This window comes from Bradyrhizobium sp. CCGB20 (assembly GCF_024199855.1).
Taxonomy (GTDB): Bacteria; Pseudomonadota; Alphaproteobacteria; order Rhizobiales; family Xanthobacteraceae; genus Bradyrhizobium.
In genome coordinates, this window is sequence record NZ_JANADN010000001.1 from 2,378,906 (window position 1) to 2,394,260 (window position 15,355).

Sequence of the window (15,355 nt, forward strand, 5' to 3'; positions counted from 1 at the left end):
AGAGGCCTTCAGCCATGACCCAGCGTTTCGATGTGATCCTCAAGGGGGGCACCGTCGTCAACCAGGACGGCGAGGGGGTTCGCGATATCGGCATCACCAACGGCCGGATCGCGGAGCTGGGCCCGCTGTCGCAGGCGTCTGCCGCCGAGGTGATCGACTGCAAGGGCCTGCATATCCTACCCGGCGTGATGGACACGCAGGTGCATTTCCGCGAGCCCGGGCTGGAGCAGAAGGAAGACCTCGAGACCGGTTCGCGCAGCGCCGTGATGGGCGGCGTCACGGCCGTGTTCGAGATGCCCAACACCTCGCCGCTGACGGTGACCGAGGCGACCTTCTCCGACAAGATCAAGCGTGCCCATCACCGCATGCATTGCGATTTCGCCTTCTTCATCGGCGGCACCCGCGAGAACGTGCAGGATCTGCCGGTGCTCGAGCGCGCACCCGGCTGCGCGGGTGTCAAGGTGTTCATCGGCTCGTCCACCGGCGCGCTGCTGGTGGAGGATGACGAAAGCCTGCGCCGCATCTTCCAGGTGATCCGCCGTCGCGCGGCGTTCCACGCCGAGGACGAGTACCGCCTCAACGATCGTAAGTCGCTGCGCATCGAGGGCGATCCGCGTTCGCATCCGGTCTGGCGCGACGAGACCGCGGCGCTGATGGCGACGCAGCGGCTGGTCAAGCTCGCGCATGAGACCGGCAAGCGCATCCACGTGCTGCACATCTCGACCAAGGAAGAGATCGAATTTCTGCGCGATCACAAGGACGTCGCCTCCTGCGAGGCGACGCCGCACCATCTCACGCTGGTCGCGCCCGAATGCTACGAGCGGCTCGGCACGCTGGCGCAGATGAACCCGCCGGTGCGCGGCGCCGATCATCGCGCCGGCATCTGGCGCGGTATCGAGCAGGGCATCATCGACGTGCTCGGCTCCGACCACGCCCCGCACACGCTTGAAGAGAAGCAGAAGACCTATCCGGCTTCGCCCTCCGGCATGACCGGCGTGCAGACGCTGGTGCCGCTGATGCTCGATCACGTCAACGCCGGCCGGCTGTCGCTGGCAAGGTTCGTCGATCTGACCAGCGCCGGCCCCGCGCGGCTCTACAACATGGCCTGCAAGGGCCGCATCGCCGCCGGTTACGACGCCGACTTCACTGTCGTCGATCTCAAGCGCAGCGAAACCATCACCAACAAATGGGTGGCCTCCAAAGCCGGCTGGACCCCCTATGACGGCGTCCGCGTCACGGGCTGGCCCGTCGGCACCTTCATCCGAGGTCGCCGCGTGATGTGGCAGGGCGAACTGGTGACGGCCTCGCAGGGTGAGCCGGTGCGGTTTCTGGAGACGCTGAAGCAGTAGGTGCGCCGCAGTCTCGTCATTGCGAGGAGCGGAGCGACGAAGCAATCCAGAATCCCGCCGCGGCGGCAGTCTGGATTGCTTCGCTGCGCTCGCAATGACGGGTTGAGACGGCTACAGTGTCCTCAGCAGGGAGGACACGACAATGAGCCAAATGGCATCTGTCATCACCACCGAGCAACTTGCCGCCATCCTCGGCGATCCCAATCTCCGCCTCTACGATTGCACGACCTACAACGAGCCGGTGCCGCCGGGCAGTGACGTGCCTTATCGCGCAGTGCCCGGCGACAAGACCTTTGCGGCCGGCCACATCCCGGGCGCCGATTTCCTCGATTTGCAAGGCGAATTCTCCGATACCTCCGCGCAACAGTTCTTCATGATGCCTGGCGTCGCCCAGTTGGAGGCCGCGTTCGGCCGCCACGGCCTCGATGCAGGAAAGACCATCGTGCTCTACAGCATCGGCACCATGATGTGGTCGACACGCTTCTGGTGGATGCTCCGTTCGCTCGGGGTCGATGCGCGTGTACTCGACGGCGGCTTCGACAAATGGAAGGAGGAGGGGCGGCCGGTCGAGACGGGCGCGCCGAAGGGCTATCCCGCCACGACCTTCAAGGCCGCGCCGCGTGCGGGCTTCTTCGTCGACAAGAACAATGTGAAGGCGCGGATCGGCGATCCCTCGACCGTGATCGTCAACGCGCTCGGGCCGCAGTTTCATCGCGGCCTCGAGCCGAGCCGCTACGGCAGGCCCGGCCGCGTTCCCAGCAGCGTCAACGTCTCGGCCGCTACGCTCACCAATGCCGACAAGACGCTGACGAGCCTTGCGGATGCCGAGGCGAAATTTGCCGCGGCAGGCGTCACGCGCGACAAGAGCGTGATCTGCTATTGCGGCGGCGGCATTTCGGCGACGATCGACCTGCTGATGCTGACGCAGCTCGGCTACGACAAGCTGACGCTCTACGATGCCTCGATGGGCGAGTGGGCGAGGGACCCGGCGCTGCCGATCGAGACGGACTAGCGGCTCTAACCCTCGCCTGGAGGGTCCCCTCCAGGGGAGGGTGAGAGGCCGGAAAGTTGGGAACCTTTCCCTTTGGCCTGCATCCAATGTCCGTAGCGAATGGAGACAGGTGACCACCATGCAACGGACCGCAGCCGGCCTATCCGCCGGCGCCAGAGCATCGGAAGCCGAGCTGATCGACCGCGCGCGGGGCCGTGACGAGGCCGCATTGCGCGAGATCATGCAGGCCAACAACCGCAGGCTCTATCGCCTCGCGCGCGGGATCCTGCGCAGCGACAGCGAAGCCGAGGATGTGGTGCAGGAGACTTATGTCCGCGCCTTCACCCACCTCGACGGCTTCAGGGGCGAGTCGGGGCTGTCGACGTGGCTATCGCGCATTGCCATCAACGAAGCGCTTGGCCGGGCGCGAAGCGCCAGGCCGCATGTCGAGCTCGGCTCGGTGCCCGAAGCGACGCTCGAGGCGCAGATCATCAAATTTCCCGTTTCTCCCGCAGGCGATCCGGAAAGGACCATGGCCCAACGCGAAATCCAGCGCGTCGTCGAGCGCGCCATCGATGAATTGCCGGATGTCTTCCGCATGGTCTTCGTTGCGCGGGTCATGGAGGGAATGAGCATCGAGGAGACCGCCGATCTGCTCGGCGTCAAGCCCGAGACCGTGAAGACGCGGCTGCACCGTGCCCGCACCATGCTGCGCGATAACGTCGAGAAGGAGATCGGCCCGGTGGTGATGGATGCGTTCCCGTTCGCCGGGTGGCGCTGCGAGCGCCTGACCGTGTCGGTGCTGAAGCGGCTCGGCGTCGGCGGCTGAAGTTTTTCGGGAACGTTCGCGCGAAAATTCCATCCAACGCCTGTGAAGCAACGCCGGCAAAATGTCCGGCAGCACAGGAGTGTCAAACATGTTCACCCGATGGAGCGCGGCGATCGCCGCAGCGATTCTGTTGTCGAGCCCCGCGCTGATTCGGGGCGCCAGCGCAGCCGACAAGCCCACCGACCCGCAGATCGCCCACATCGCCTACACCGCGGGCGTGATCGACATCAACGCGGCCAAGCAGGCGCAGAAGAAGGCGACCAACAAGGACGTCAAGGCGTTTGCCGAGGACATGCTGCGCGACCACGAGGTGGTCAACAAGCAGGCGCTCGCGCTGGTCAAGAAGCTGAACGTCACGCCTGAAGACAACGATACCAGCAAGGCGCTGTCGAAGCAGGCGAGCGACAAGTTGGCCGAGCTCGACAAGCTGAGTGGTGCGGCGTTCGACAAGGCCTATGTCGCCAACGAGGTCGCCTACCACAAGGCAGTCAACGGCGCGCTGGAGACCCAGCTCATTCCGTCGGCGAACAATGCCGAGCTGAAGAGCCTGCTGCAGACCGGCCTGAAGATTTTCCAGGGGCATCAGCAGCATGCAGAGCACGTCGCGGCCGAGTTGAAATAGGGAGCATGCGATGCAGCCGGGACGTCTCGCTTCGATCGCGCTTGCGGTCGCCTTGCTGTCGATCATCGTCCCGGCGCACGCCGCGACCATCGAGATCACGATGGAAAACCTCGTGGTCTCACCGACTGAGGTGTCGGCGAAGGTCGGCGACACCATCACATGGATCAACAGGGACGTGTTCGCCCACACCGCCACCGCGAAGAACGGCGATTTCGACGTGACGCTGCCGCCGAAGAAGTCGGCGACATCGGTTCTGACGAAGGCGGGAACAATCGAATATTACTGCCGCTATCATCCCAACATGAAAGCGACGCTCAAGGTCGAGCCGTGAGGAGGAGGGAGCGCATTCCCGATCTCAGCGGGAACATCTCCCGGCCATCGTGAGACTAATGCTTGTCCGGGGAAAACGGCTTCCGTGCGATAAATGCGTCAGACTTCGCGAACCTGTTCGCCAAATCCTGTTCGCAAGTCATTCATCCGTAGACTGGCCCCGCCCGCGTGGCGGGGTCATTTTTTGCAAGGCTTACTGCCTCGCGAGCATGACCGAGAATTCGCCGTTGCGAATGCGGCCCGGAAAGCCCTCGACGAATTTCGCCACCGCATCCTCGCCGTAGGTGCCGACCAGCTCCGCGAATGCCGCAAACAGGCTCGCCTGCGCCAGGCAGTCGCCGTCGACGCCATCATGGCGCGCTTCGGCCCAGGCCTCGTTGAGATAGCTCAGCGCAGCCTGTTTCTGCTCGTGATCGGGCAGCGGCGCGCGGGCGGGGGCGTAGGACACTGAATGGCTCATGAAACTCGATCAGGGCTGGGGCGCGATCCACGGCGATGCGCTGTGCGAAAGGTGTAGCACGCGTATTAACGCCCGCTAGGCCACATCTTTAGGAACGGTTAACGGCTGTGAACAAAGTCGATGACGGGGTTCCCGTTACTGTCATTCCGGGGCGCGACGAAGTCGCGAGCCCGGAATCCATCGGGCCGCAGAGACTGCCGCTTGATGGATTCCGGGCTCGCGCTACGCGCGCCCCGGAATGACGAGAAAAGTCAGTTCGCGTAACGCGCCGTGAGGTCGCGCGAGATCTTCGAGCCTTCCTCGATATAGCGGCGGATCGCGACCGTCGCGGCCGGCGTGCAGCTCCGGTAGGTCTGCTGAAAGCCGTTATAGCCGCGGTTGAAGCCGGCGATCATGCGGGTGCGGCGCTCGCCCGAGGGGGTTTCGGCGTCGATCAGCGCCTGCATCTCGCTGCGCCATTTGTTGCCCTCGTTGGACCCGCAGATGCCGCGCAGGTAATGCAGCCCGCCGAGGATCTCCGCCAGCCGCTGCAAATCGGCGTCAAACGGCGCCGCCACGTCCTGGGCCCTCGTGGGCACGGAGGCGCAGGCGAGAATCAGGGCAAAAATGGCCAGAAATCGCGTGGACATCGGCGGGGTGTATGCCCCCTCGGGGCCGTCGACGCAAGGCGGGGCGCGGTCAGGGCCCGATCAGCCGGGCGGCGGACTGGATGACCTCCTCCAGCCCCCCGGTCAGCTTGAGGTCGCCGAGGCCCGCCAGGGCGTCGGGCGCGATCCAGCGGTAATCGTCGAGCTCGTCGTTGAGAACCGGCTCCCTGGCCACCCAGCGGGCGGCAAAGGACATGATCAAATAATGGCCGGCGCCGGCCGCGGCCGGCAGCACCTCGCGCCAGCCGGCGAGGCCCACGATCTCGATACTAAGGCCGGTTTCCTCGTCGACCTCGCGCGCCAACGCCTGGTGCAGCGATTCGCCGAACTCGACCCGGCCGCCCGGCAGAGAATAGAACCCCTTGGCGGGCGAGCGGGCACGGCGGGTCAGAAGCACCTTGCCGTCGCGGAAGATCGCCGCGCTGACCGCGATCTGGGGACGGGTGGGCTGGACGACCGCAGACATGTCTTCAATGACCCTGGCTCAGTTCGCCATGATGGTGTCAATGTCGGCTTCCGCGCCGCCATTGATGATGCCGCCGCAGGCCGCGATCAGCGGCTTGACCCAGAGCGTGGCCTGCTCGGCGAGGCGGACGCGGGTCGTGTCCTTCTCGACCTCGCGCATGGCCGAGCCGACCGCTGTCAGGATCGAGGTCATGGTGTCGGTGATGTGGTCGAACTGGGCGCGCACGTTCGGATCGGCCTTCTCATAGGCCTCGATGGCAAGATCCCGTGCCTTGAAATTCGACGCGGTGAAATGCTCGGCATAGGACAGCGGCGACCAGGTCAAGAAGTCTTCCGCGCATTCCGGCATGTCCGGGACCATTTCCAACAGCATCACGGCTTCATTGAAATGGTTGAGATAGTCGGTGGCAAGCCCGGTCCGCGGGTTGATGTTGGCCACGCGCAGCCGCTCGGCCCAGGCTTGCGCCTCGGGGCCCGTCAGTACATGCGTCCGCGCGGGGGAGGCCGTTGAGCTCATCTGCCGCAGTGTTAACGTTCGGGGTTAAAAGGACCTGAACGGACCCTATATAGGCCCCCAAGGATGTGTGGACGCTTCGTCATAACTTCGGCCCCCGCGGCTTTACGGCAACTGTTCGGCTACATCGAGCAGCCGAATTTCCCGCCCCGGTACAATGTCGCGCCGACACAACCGATTCCGGTCGTGCTGGTCGAGAATGGCGCACGCCATTTCCGACTGATGCGCTGGGGCCTGCTGCCGGGCTGGGTCAAGGATCCCAAGGGATTTACGTTGTTGATCAACGCCCGCTCGGAGACGGTGCTGGAGAAGCCCGCTTTCAAACGCGCGATTCGCCGGCGCCGCGGCCTGATCCCCGCTGACGGCTATTACGAATGGAAGGCGGAGGGCGGCCGCAAGCAGCCGTTCTTCATTCACCGCGCCGACGGCGAGCCGCTCGGCTTTGCCGCGGTGTTCGAGACCTGGGTCGGGCCGAACGGCGAGGAGGTCGACACCGTCGCGATCGTCACGGCGGCGGCGGGCGAGGATCTCGCCGCGCTGCATGACCGCGTGCCCGTGACCATCAGCCCGCGCGATTTCGAGCGCTGGCTCGACAGTCGCGGCGACGAGGTCGATGCGATCCTGTCGCTGATGTCCGCCCCGCGCATCGGCGAATTCGCCTGGCACCCCGTCTCCACCCGCGTCAACCGCGTCGCCAATGACGACGAGCAGCTCTTGCTGCCGATCGGCGCGGAGGAGATGGAGGCGGAGGCAGAGGCGGCGAAGCCGAAGAAGGTGGCGCGAAAGGCCGCGGCCGGGCCGGCGGACGACGGGCAGGGGTCGTTGTTCTGATCACCGACGCCGTAGGGTGGGCAAAGGCGCAACGCGCCGTGCCCACCATCGCTCCGGTTGCGCGATGCGCAATGGTGGGCACGCTTCGCTTTGCCCACCTTACGACACAGGAGTGTGAGGCGGCCTACACAATCTCCCTTGCTCGCAACGCCGCGATCTCCGCCGCATCGAACCCGAGCTCGCCCAGCACTGCGTCCGTATCCATTCCCAGCTCCGGCGCCATCCGGTCCAGCCGGCCGCCACCATGCGCGAGCTTGAAGCCGCTGCCGGCAAAGCGCAGGCGGCCGTAGGGCGTATCCAGCTCCTGGATCGCGCCGCGCGCGGCAATCTGCGGATGATCGATGACCTCCTCGACCTTCCAGATGCTGGCGCAGGGCGCGCCGGCGTCCTCCAGGATCGTCTCCCATTCGCGCGCCGGCTTTGCCACGAGCGCCTCCTCGATGATGGCGCGCAGCGCGGGCTCGTTCTCGTTACGCGAAAACCAGTCGGCGAAGCGCGGATCGCTCAGGGTATCCTCGCGGCCGAGCGTGGACATCAGCGCGCGATATTGTTTCTCGTTGTTGACGGCCAGCAGGATATGCCCGTCGCCGCATCTGAACAAATTCGCGGTGGTCCTGCGGCTCACCGCCTGGTTGCCCGACAGCTGCTGGCGGTGGCCGGCGACCGACCAGTCCGCGATCTGGCCTGAGAGAAACGCCATCGTCGCCTCCAGCATGGAGACGTCAATGAGCTGCCCCTTGCCGGTGCGGTCGCGCTGGTAGAGCGCGCTCGACACGCCAAAGGCGGCGGTCGCGCCCGAGAGCACGTCGCACACTGCAAAGCCCGCGCGCGTCGGCCCGGTCTCGGGATGACCGGTGATCGCCATGATGCCCGACAGCGCCTGCATCTTGCCGTCATAGCCGGGCCGCAAGCGATCCGGGCCGGTCTGGCCGAAACCTGACACCGCGCAATAGATCAGTTTTGGATTGATCGCCGACAGCGCCTCGTAGCCGATGCCGAGCTTGTCCATCACGCCCGGACGAAAGTTCTCCATGACGACGTCGACTTGCGCCGCAAGCTTCTTCACGATCGCGATCGCGTCGGGCTTTTGCAAATCGAGCGTCAGGCTGCGCTTGTTGCCGTTGATGGCCTGGAACGCCGGCGCCAGCCCGCGCTCGGCCCATTCACGGCTGAGCGGCGTGCGGCGCATGTCCTCGCCCTCGCGCCGCTCGACCTTGATGACGTCGGCCCCTAACAACGCAAGTTGGTAGCTGGCGTAAGGACCGGCCAGCACTTGCGTAAAATCCAGGATCTTCACGCCCTCGAACGGTCGCGTCACGTCGCTCTCCCCGATGATTGTTGTTGTTGGAGGACGTCAGGCGGCGCGATTGCCGCGCGCGATCTCCTTCTGCTTGTCGAATTCGGCGCGGCGCCGCGCCAGCTCTTCCGGCGAAATCTGCGCGACGTTGTTGTAGTCGAGCTTCCAGGAGGCGTCCTCGCTCCAGCGCAGCGGCGACTGCATCGTGGTCTGCGGCCCGCTCGCGCTCTCCAGCAGCTTGAGCGCGAGCTCGAGCGTCTGCGCCTGCGAGGCGACGTCGTGCGGCTTGCCGGCGGAATTGCCGAGCGGGAAATCGCTGAACAGAAAGCGCGGCACGGCGGCGTGCTCGATGATGTCCTTGGCGCAGCCCATGACCACGGTCGGAATGCCGTTGGCTTCCAGATGCCGCGCCACCAGCGCCGTGGTCTGGTGGCAGACCGGGCAGTTCGGCACCAGCACGGCGACATCGACCTTGTCGGCGAGGCAGCGCGCCAAAATCTCGGGTGCGTCGGTGTCGAGCGTGACGCGATGGCTGCGGTTGGTCGGTGCGCCGAAGAAGCGCGGTGCGACCTCGCCGATGCGCCCCGAAGCGCTCGCCTTCAAAAGCTGCGGCAGCGGAAACCAGGTGCCGTTGTCGGTCGCCGTGGTGTGCTTGCGGTCGTAGCCGATGTGGGAGATGCGAAGGTCGTGCGCTTGCGACGTGTCGCCGTCATAGACCTGGTAGAACTTCGCGCCGCCGTTGTAAGCCGCGCCCGGCCCCTGGTCACCCTTGGTCGGATCGTAAGGCGCCGCGGTGGTGATAATCGTCACCCGCGATTGCGCCAGCGGCTTCGTCAGTGGCTGGAACGGCGCCTCGGTGTAATGCGCCCAGCGATACGGCGTCGTGTAGCCGATCGCGGTGTAATAGTCCCGCGTGCGCTGCATATAGGGAACGGGGGCATCATAGTCGGGCGCAAAGCCGAATTCGTCGTCGCGCGGAGCGGACATGGGCGCGTCTCCTGGTTCTTGGTTGGGGCCAGACTAGAGATAGTTTTGGGCTTGCTCAACGGGGGCGGGGCGACGCAGGACAGAATTGCAGGCATAGCGGGCGTGCTTGTCTTCCCCTCTCCCCCTGTGGGAGAGGGTGGCTCGCCGCGATAGCGGCGAGACGGGTGAGGGGTCTCTATCCGCGAGTCCAACACTCTTGGAGTTCGCGGAAACAGACCCCTCATCCGGCGCTTCGCGCCACCTTCTCCCACAAGGGGAGACGGGAAGAAGGCAGCTCGCGAGTCATCTGAACACATTCAGCGCCACATATTGCAGCAGCATGATCGCCTTGCCGTCGATGATGCGGCCGTCGGCGATCATCGCCAGGGCCTGGTCGATGCCGAGCTCCAGCACCTCGATGTCCTCGCCCTCGTGCTCGAGGCCGCCGCCGTCGCTGACCCGCATCTCCGGCTCGTACTCCGCGACGAAGAAATGCAGCTTTTCAGTCACCGCGCCGGGGCTCATGAACGCCTCGAACACTTTTTGGACGTGGTGCAGGCGATAGCCGGTCTCCTCCTCGGCCTCGGCGCGGATGCGCATCTCGGGCTCGGCGTTATCCAGCACGCCGGCGGCCGCTTCGATCAGGAGATCGTCGTAGCCGCGGATGAACGCCGGCAAGCGGAATTGCTTCACCAGGATCACGGTACGCCGTGCGCGATTATACGGCAGCACGGCGGCGGCGTTGTCGCGCTCATAGGTCTCGCGGTGCTGCGTCTGCCACTCGCCGTTGGCGCGGCGATACTCGAACGTCGTGCTCTTCAACGTGGTCCAGCCGTCCGAGAGCACGCGGACGTCCTTGATGCGGACGCGGTCGGAGATGGTCATTGCTGTCTTCCGGCTAGGAACTACGTGGGAGCGCGGCCGTCGAGCCACTTCTGGAACATCACCGAGGTCGATTCCTCAAAACCCAGCGACTGATAGAACGCATTGGCCTGCGCGTTCTCGCGGCGAACCAGGAGCTGGAGCTTTGCAATTCCAGCCGTGCGCAGCCAGTCCTCGGCGGCAGCCATGATGACGCGGCCGTAGCCGCGCTTGCGGATATCGGGGTCGACCGCGACGTAATAGACCCAGCCGCGATGGCCGTCATGGCCGGCCATGACGGTGGCGACGATCGCGCCATTGTCGCGGCCGAGCAGGATGGTGGAATTGTCGCGCCGCCGCGCCAGCGCGATGTCGGCATGCGGATCGTTCCAGGGCCGCGTCAGGCCGCAGCGCTGCCACAACGCGACGACCGTCTCGACATCGGCGTCGGTGATCGCGTCGATCGCGAGGGTCCTCACAGCACCTTCCCCGGATTCATGATGCCCTGCGGGTCGAGCATCGCCTTGATCGCGCGCATCAGTTCGATCGCGGTCTTGTCCTTGACGTCAGGCAGCTCGTCGCGCTTGAGCACGCCGATGCCGTGCTCGGCCGAGATCGAGCCGCCCATGCGCAGCACGATCTCGAACACGACGGCGTTCATCTCGTGCCAGCGCGCCAGATAGTCAGCGGTGTTGGCGCCGATCGGCTGGCTGACATTGTAGTGCAAATTGCCGTCGCCGAGATGGCCGAACGGCACCGGACGCGCGCCCGGGATCAGCTTCACCGCTGCGGCATCTGCCTCGGCGATGAAGGCCGGCACGGCGGCGATCGGCACGGAGATGTCATGCTTGATCGAGCCGCCCTCCGGCTTCTGCGCCGACGACATCTCCTCGCGCAGCTTCCAGAAGCCGTTGCGCTGGGTCAGGTTGGCCGCGATCACGGCGTCGTCGACGATCTCCTCCTCCATGGCGCGGGCCAGGATCGTCTCCAGCGGGGTGCGAGCGTCATCGCCGGGCGAGGACAATTCCATCAGCACGTACCAGGGATGCTTCTCTGCAAGCGGATCGCGTACGTCGATGCCGTGGCGGACCGAGAAATCGACCGCCATCTCGGAGAGCAGCTCGAAGCTCGTCAGCGCATTGGCGGCCTCGCTCTGTGCGATCGTCAGCAGCTTCAGTGCCGCGGCCGGCGACTTCAGCCCGACATAGGCGGTCTCGATCGCCCGCGGCTTCGGAAACAGTTTTAGCGTCGCCGCGGTGATGATGCCGAGCGTGCCCTCGGCGCCGATGAAGAGGTTGTGCAGATTGTAGCCGGTGTTGTCCTTCTTCAGCTTCGACAACACATTGAGCACGCGCCCGTCGGCCAGCACCACTTCCAGCCCCAGCGCCATCTCGCGCGCGACGCCATAGGCGAGCGCGGCGGTGCCGCCGGCATTGGTCGAGAGATTGCCGCCGATGGTGCAGCTTCCTTCGGCGCCGAGCGACAGCGGAAACAGCCGGTCGACGTCGGCGGCCTTTTGCTGCGCGATCTGCAGCACCACGCCGGCCTCGCAGGTCATGGCGTTGGACGCCGTGTCGATCTCGCGGATCTTGTCGAGCCGGCGCAGTGACACCACGACCTCGCCATTATGCGGCGTCTGTCCGCCGACGAGTCCGGTGTTGCCGCCCTGCGGCACCAGCGCGATCCTGTGCGCGGAGGCGAGCTTGCAGATCGCGGAGACTTCCGCCGTCGAGCCCGGACGCAGCACCAGCGGCGAGCGTCCGTGGAACAAATTGCGCTCCTCGGTGACGTAGGCCTCGATGTCGGCTGCGTCGGTGATGGCATGGCGGTCGCCGACGATCTTGCGGAATTGGTCGATCAGCTCGGGTGCAAGCGGCGGGGTGGCAGGCTTGTCGATATTCATGTCGTCTCTCATTCCACTTCTAGCGCGCCACGGCCGCCCGGCGCAGCCGGTCGTTGATGGCTTCGCCAAGTCCTTCTTCGGGCACTGTCATCACCGCAATCGCCCGCGGGCCCTTCGCATCGAGGGCGCGAAGATAGCCGAACAGATTGGCGGCGGCTTCATCGAGATCAGCCGCGGGCGACAAATTCATGACAGCGGCTGCGGTCTCAAGTCCGGGCAGGCGCGCGGGGCCGAAGGCCAGCAGCGCTTCGCCCGCCGCGACATCGCGCGCGTTGAGCCGCACCTGGGCGCGCGGCGCGTAATGCGAGGCCAGCATACCCGGCGCCAGCGGCTGGCTGTCGTCGCTCTCGGCCTCCACCGGCGGCCGCGCCAGGGGCGCGCCGAGCACGGCCTCGATCCGCTCGCGCGACAGCCCGCCCGGACGGAGCAGCATCGGCGCCTCGAAGCAGCCGACAATGGTCGATTCGACGCCGACCGCGACGGGGCCGCCGTCGACGATGAGGTCGATGCGGCCCGCAAGGTCGCTTGCGACATGGGCGGCCTGAGTCGGCGAGACGTGGCCGGAGATGTTGGCGGACGGCGCCACCACGGCCCCGCCGAAGGCGCGCAAAATCGCCTCCGCCACGGGGTGGGCGGGAATGCGGATCGCGACGGTGTCGAGGCCTGCCGTGGCGAGATCGGCCACCGGGCAGTCTTCGGTCTTCGGCACCACCAGCGTCAGCGGCCCCGGCCAGAACGCCTCCGCAAGGCTCAACGCGCGCGCATCGAGCCGCCCGATTCGTCGCGCTGCCGAGAGGTCGGCGACATGCGCGATCAGCGGATTGAAGGCCGGCCGCCCCTTGGCGGCGTAGAGATGGGCGATCGCGGCGGCGTTGGCGGCATCCGCGCCGAGCCCGTAGACGGTCTCGGTCGGAAATGCGACCAGCCCGCCGGCGGCCAAGGTCCGGGCGGCGGCGTCCGCGCCGGCCTCGCCGGCCGGTAAAATCAGCGTTTCAAGACCCGTTTTCACAGGGACAAAATTCCTCGGCTCGGCCGCTTGCGGTGCGTCAAACCCGACGCTATAAGCCGCCTTCTTGTCGGAGTGTGGCTCAGCCCGGTAGAGCACTGCGTTCGGGACGCAGGGGTCGCAGGTTCGAATCCTGCCACTCCGACCATTCTTCCAAAAGTCGACGTTTTCCAGAGGCTTGGCGGACCGGCCGCCGGGGCCTCAGGACGCCTTTTTGCAACGATTTTCGGGGCGGGTCCACGGCCGATTTGGCCCAAGCAGGGCGGCTTGTTCCGGGGGCATGGCTCGCCAGGTTCGGGATGAGCTGGCTGGCTTGGGCTCGAACGAGATCACGATCCCCTTGGCCTTGATCCGGCCGTACACGCCATAGCTGGACTCCGAGCTCAGCGTGGTCCCGTCGGGATCGATCTCGATCTTGAGTTCGAAGAGGATTCCGGCCTCGGTGAGGTCGAATAGCTGCACCGACGTCATCTGGAAGGCGTGGACGACCAACCGGCTTGGAGCGCCCTGGCGAAGCTCTACCTCCCGCACAGCGCTGCGCCACCTTCGAGATCGCCAATCGTAGCCTTCGTCAGTCAGGAAATCCTGCGCGCAAATCCAATGCGCAAGCTATCGGGATTTCGATGACGGTGCATCTCCGCGCTTGCGTCATTGCTAAAGCTTTTGCGCGCGAAGTCCTTGCACGCGGCATAACCGGTTGCCATCCGGTCAGGCCGACGGCTAGATGACTGCATAGCCGGTTGCGCGTTCGAGAGCGCGATCGGCCAATAACAAGAAACAGGGCTGGAAATCATGAACAAGATTATCGCGCTCGTTGCAGCTTTTGGCTTCGCTGCCTGTGGGTCGGCATGGGCCGCGTGGCCGGACGACAAGCCGATCGAAGTCGTCGTTGGCTTTGCGCCCGGCGGCGGCACCGATGTCATGGCCCGCAAACTTCTTCCCTTTGTCGAGCGCGCGCTGGGCGGCAAAGCGAAGTTTGTCGTCCTGAATAAGCCTGGCGCCGGTGGGGAGATCGCGTTTGCTGCGATCGCGCGCGCGGCGCCCGACGCCTATTCGATCGGCGTCGTCAACGTGCCGGGCTACAATTTCTTGCCGATGACTCGCAAAACTCAATACACCATGGACGAAATCCGGCTGGTCGCACGGGTCGTCGAGGATCCGAACGTCATCGTGGTGCCCGCGGACAGCAGATTCCAGAACCTGCCGGATGTCGTTGCCGCCCTTCGCAGCAAGCCGGGCTCGGTGACGTTTGGTCACAATGGTGCCGGCACGAACGGTCACTTGGCCATTCGCATGCTGGCAGCAGCCGCGAAAGTCGAGCCCAACGAAATCTCTTACAGGGGAACGGCGGCACAGCGGACCGATCTGTTGGGCGGACATCTGGAAGTCGGGATGGTGAGTCTCAGCGAGATTCCCGAATTGCATGGCACCAACAAGGGACCACTTCGCGTCATCGCGATCCTGTCGAAGAAGCGCTTTCCATCGCTGCCGGACGTTCCGACGGCAGAGGAGGTGGGCTTTCCAGTCACGTCGACGGCGGAACGCGGCTTCGCGGTCCCGAAGGACGTTCCGGACGACATCGTCAGGAAGCTGGAAGGCGGGATTGCCGAAGGCCTCCGCAATCCCGAGTTCGTGACGAGCTCACCCGGGGATGAGCCCGTGATCGCCTTCCTGCCTGGCGCTGAGTGGCAGAAACGCCTCGACGACATGTCCGCGGCTTTGCGTCCTTACGCCGAGGAGATGCGAGCAAGCGAGCAGAAGTGATCACTCCTGCCGTAGCCGGCGGTCGTCGCGAGACTACCGCCGCGCCACCAGCACGCCGACCAGAAATGCCAGCATCAGCGCTGGCAGCGGCGCCTCGCGCACCATGCCGCGAACGATGTCCGGCCAGTGCTGATCGGGTGCCAGTCTTGGCGACCTGACTTCGGCCATCGGCGTCATGCCCCATTCCGAGGCAAGCTCGGTGATCTCGCTCGATGCCAGTCGCGAGCCGTCGCGAACGCGGAAGATGGCGGCCTCGGATCGCTCGCGTGGCGCGACCGCCATCAACGTCGCGATCGCCGTGCGCAACGTCATCTCGCCGTAGCCTTGCAGCCTCACCGACTCCTCGGGGTCGGACGTCATGCGAAATCCCTCACAGCGCGAAATGGCGCGCGATGGTGAATGCCGCCGTCGCGCACAGGACCAGCGTGGACACCGCGCCGGCCACGCCGCGCGCGAGATGGGCTCGCGTCAGGTGCCTGGTCATGATCTTGCTCCATGCTCTCATGGAAATGGCAGTGCG

The 15,355-nt window shown here is 65.5% G+C and carries 19 protein-coding genes and 1 tRNA gene; 8 read left to right on the forward strand and 12 right to left on the reverse strand.

The window, feature by feature from the left end:
* The first annotated feature begins 14 nt into the window (after positions 1-14).
* The 5 genes from NLM15_RS10820 (at position 15) to NLM15_RS10840 (ending at position 4,122) form a co-directional block, all read left to right on the forward strand.
* Positions 15-1,349 carry a dihydroorotase gene (locus NLM15_RS10820; RefSeq protein ID WP_145667961.1) on the forward strand — a complete coding sequence of 445 codons (1,335 nt, stop codon included), beginning with the start codon at positions 15-17 and terminating at the stop codon, positions 1,347-1,349.
* A gap of 142 nt (positions 1,350-1,491) precedes the next feature.
* Positions 1,492-2,361, forward strand: coding sequence for a sulfurtransferase (locus NLM15_RS10825; protein ID WP_254116940.1), 870 nt, complete (start codon positions 1,492-1,494; stop codon positions 2,359-2,361).
* A 118-nt stretch (positions 2,362-2,479) separates the two neighbouring features.
* Positions 2,480-3,169, forward strand: coding sequence for an RNA polymerase sigma factor (locus NLM15_RS10830; RefSeq protein WP_254116941.1), 690 nt, complete (start codon positions 2,480-2,482; stop codon positions 3,167-3,169).
* A gap of 88 nt (positions 3,170-3,257) precedes the next feature.
* Positions 3,258-3,791 (forward strand): DUF4142 domain-containing protein, encoded by a 534-nt coding sequence (locus NLM15_RS10835; protein ID WP_254116942.1) that lies wholly within the window; start codon positions 3,258-3,260, stop codon positions 3,789-3,791.
* A 10-nt stretch (positions 3,792-3,801) separates the two neighbouring features.
* Positions 3,802-4,122, forward strand: coding sequence for a cupredoxin family copper-binding protein (locus NLM15_RS10840; protein ID WP_254116943.1), 321 nt, complete (start codon positions 3,802-3,804; stop codon positions 4,120-4,122).
* A gap of 192 nt (positions 4,123-4,314) precedes the next feature.
* Here the strand turns inward: NLM15_RS10840 and NLM15_RS10845 are convergent, their stop codons facing one another.
* From NLM15_RS10845 to NLM15_RS10860, 4 genes are all read right to left on the reverse strand, one after another.
* A complete protein-coding gene (locus NLM15_RS10845) occupies positions 4,315-4,581 on the reverse strand; it encodes a hypothetical protein (RefSeq protein ID WP_254116944.1) in 267 nt (88 codons plus the stop codon).
* Between the two features lie 251 nt (positions 4,582-4,832).
* Positions 4,833-5,210 (reverse strand): TIGR02301 family protein, encoded by a 378-nt coding sequence (locus NLM15_RS10850; protein ID WP_011085347.1) that lies wholly within the window; start codon positions 5,208-5,210, stop codon positions 4,833-4,835.
* A gap of 49 nt (positions 5,211-5,259) precedes the next feature.
* Complete coding sequence (locus NLM15_RS10855; protein ID WP_254116945.1) at positions 5,260-5,694, reverse strand: NUDIX hydrolase; 435 nt, start codon at positions 5,692-5,694, stop codon at positions 5,260-5,262.
* Between the two features lie 18 nt (positions 5,695-5,712).
* On the reverse strand, positions 5,713-6,210 hold the full coding sequence (locus NLM15_RS10860; RefSeq protein ID WP_254116946.1) for a hypothetical protein: 498 nt from the start codon (positions 6,208-6,210) through the stop codon (positions 5,713-5,715).
* A 63-nt stretch (positions 6,211-6,273) separates the two neighbouring features.
* Between NLM15_RS10860 and NLM15_RS10865 the strand changes: the two genes are divergently transcribed.
* Positions 6,274-7,038 carry an SOS response-associated peptidase gene (locus tag NLM15_RS10865; RefSeq protein WP_254116947.1) on the forward strand — a complete coding sequence of 255 codons (765 nt, stop codon included), beginning with the start codon at positions 6,274-6,276 and terminating at the stop codon, positions 7,036-7,038.
* Between the two features lie 124 nt (positions 7,039-7,162).
* Here the strand turns inward: NLM15_RS10865 and NLM15_RS10870 are convergent, their stop codons facing one another.
* The 6 genes from NLM15_RS10870 to NLM15_RS10895 all read right to left on the reverse strand — a co-directional run bounded on the left by NLM15_RS10870 (position 7,163) and on the right by NLM15_RS10895 (position 13,074).
* On the reverse strand, positions 7,163-8,356 hold the full coding sequence (locus NLM15_RS10870; protein ID WP_254116948.1) for a CaiB/BaiF CoA-transferase family protein: 1,194 nt from the start codon (positions 8,354-8,356) through the stop codon (positions 7,163-7,165).
* Between the two features lie 36 nt (positions 8,357-8,392).
* Positions 8,393-9,322, reverse strand: a complete 930-nt coding sequence (locus tag NLM15_RS10875) for a glycine reductase (protein WP_254116949.1) — start codon at positions 9,320-9,322, stop codon at positions 8,393-8,395.
* Between the two features lie 282 nt (positions 9,323-9,604).
* Positions 9,605-10,186 carry a GDP-mannose pyrophosphatase gene (locus NLM15_RS10880; protein ID WP_254116950.1) on the reverse strand — a complete coding sequence of 194 codons (582 nt, stop codon included), beginning with the start codon at positions 10,184-10,186 and terminating at the stop codon, positions 9,605-9,607.
* A gap of 20 nt (positions 10,187-10,206) precedes the next feature.
* The gene (locus NLM15_RS10885) at positions 10,207-10,641 is read right to left on the reverse strand and encodes a GNAT family acetyltransferase (protein ID WP_254116951.1); all 435 of its coding nucleotides are present in this window, start codon (positions 10,639-10,641) and stop codon (positions 10,207-10,209) included.
* On the reverse strand, positions 10,638-12,065 hold the full coding sequence (locus NLM15_RS10890) for an FAD-binding oxidoreductase (protein ID WP_254116952.1): 1,428 nt from the start codon (positions 12,063-12,065) through the stop codon (positions 10,638-10,640). The genes NLM15_RS10885 and NLM15_RS10890 overlap by 4 nt, the downstream gene beginning before the upstream one ends.
* A 19-nt stretch (positions 12,066-12,084) precedes the next feature.
* Positions 12,085-13,074, reverse strand: a complete 990-nt coding sequence (locus NLM15_RS10895) for an L-threonylcarbamoyladenylate synthase (RefSeq protein ID WP_254116953.1) — start codon at positions 13,072-13,074, stop codon at positions 12,085-12,087.
* 68 nt (positions 13,075-13,142) lie between these two features.
* Here NLM15_RS10895 and NLM15_RS10900 point away from each other — a divergent pair.
* A tRNA-Pro gene (locus tag NLM15_RS10900) sits at positions 13,143-13,219 on the forward strand.
* Positions 13,220-13,272: 53 nt separating this feature from the next.
* Here NLM15_RS10900 and NLM15_RS10905 read toward each other — a convergent pair.
* On the reverse strand, positions 13,273-13,542 hold the full coding sequence (locus NLM15_RS10905) for a hypothetical protein (protein ID WP_254116954.1): 270 nt from the start codon (positions 13,540-13,542) through the stop codon (positions 13,273-13,275).
* Between the two features lie 321 nt (positions 13,543-13,863).
* On the opposite strand from NLM15_RS10905, the gene NLM15_RS10910 reads away from it, so the two are divergent.
* On the forward strand, positions 13,864-14,835 hold the full coding sequence (locus tag NLM15_RS10910) for a tripartite tricarboxylate transporter substrate binding protein (protein WP_254116955.1): 972 nt from the start codon (positions 13,864-13,866) through the stop codon (positions 14,833-14,835).
* 33 nt (positions 14,836-14,868) lie between these two features.
* On the opposite strand, the gene NLM15_RS10915 is transcribed toward NLM15_RS10910, so the two are convergent.
* Complete coding sequence (locus NLM15_RS10915) at positions 14,869-15,195, reverse strand: hypothetical protein (RefSeq protein WP_254116956.1); 327 nt, start codon at positions 15,193-15,195, stop codon at positions 14,869-14,871.
* Positions 15,196-15,355 lie beyond the last annotated feature (160 nt).

Excerpts from the sequence above, each read along its gene's own strand:
- NLM15_RS10850 (WP_011085347.1), bottom strand. The coding sequence starts at position 5,210 with ATGTCCACGCGATTTCTGGCCATTTTTGCCCTGATTCTCGCCTGCGCC.
- NLM15_RS10830 (WP_254116941.1), top strand. The coding sequence starts at position 2,480 with ATGCAACGGACCGCAGCCGGCCTATCCGCCGGCGCCAGAGCATCGGAA.
- NLM15_RS10910 (WP_254116955.1), top strand. The coding sequence starts at position 13,864 with ATGAACAAGATTATCGCGCTCGTTGCAGCTTTTGGCTTCGCTGCCTGT.
- NLM15_RS10825 (WP_254116940.1), top strand. The coding sequence starts at position 1,492 with ATGAGCCAAATGGCATCTGTCATCACCACCGAGCAACTTGCCGCCATC.
- NLM15_RS10875 (WP_254116949.1), bottom strand. The coding sequence starts at position 9,322 with ATGTCCGCTCCGCGCGACGACGAATTCGGCTTTGCGCCCGACTATGAT.
- NLM15_RS10835 (WP_254116942.1), top strand. The coding sequence starts at position 3,258 with ATGTTCACCCGATGGAGCGCGGCGATCGCCGCAGCGATTCTGTTGTCG.
- NLM15_RS10840 (WP_254116943.1), top strand. The coding sequence starts at position 3,802 with ATGCAGCCGGGACGTCTCGCTTCGATCGCGCTTGCGGTCGCCTTGCTG.
- NLM15_RS10915 (WP_254116956.1), bottom strand. The coding sequence starts at position 15,195 with ATGACGTCCGACCCCGAGGAGTCGGTGAGGCTGCAAGGCTACGGCGAG.
- NLM15_RS10865 (WP_254116947.1), top strand. The coding sequence starts at position 6,274 with ATGTGTGGACGCTTCGTCATAACTTCGGCCCCCGCGGCTTTACGGCAA.
- NLM15_RS10905 (WP_254116954.1), bottom strand. The coding sequence starts at position 13,542 with ATGACGTCGGTGCAGCTATTCGACCTCACCGAGGCCGGAATCCTCTTC.
- NLM15_RS10890 (WP_254116952.1), bottom strand. The coding sequence starts at position 12,065 with ATGAATATCGACAAGCCTGCCACCCCGCCGCTTGCACCCGAGCTGATC.
- NLM15_RS10845 (WP_254116944.1), bottom strand. The coding sequence starts at position 4,581 with ATGAGCCATTCAGTGTCCTACGCCCCCGCCCGCGCGCCGCTGCCCGAT.
- NLM15_RS10860 (WP_254116946.1), bottom strand. The coding sequence starts at position 6,210 with ATGAGCTCAACGGCCTCCCCCGCGCGGACGCATGTACTGACGGGCCCC.
- NLM15_RS10880 (WP_254116950.1), bottom strand. The coding sequence starts at position 10,186 with ATGACCATCTCCGACCGCGTCCGCATCAAGGACGTCCGCGTGCTCTCG.
- NLM15_RS10855 (WP_254116945.1), bottom strand. The coding sequence starts at position 5,694 with ATGTCTGCGGTCGTCCAGCCCACCCGTCCCCAGATCGCGGTCAGCGCG.
- NLM15_RS10820 (WP_145667961.1), top strand. The coding sequence starts at position 15 with ATGACCCAGCGTTTCGATGTGATCCTCAAGGGGGGCACCGTCGTCAAC.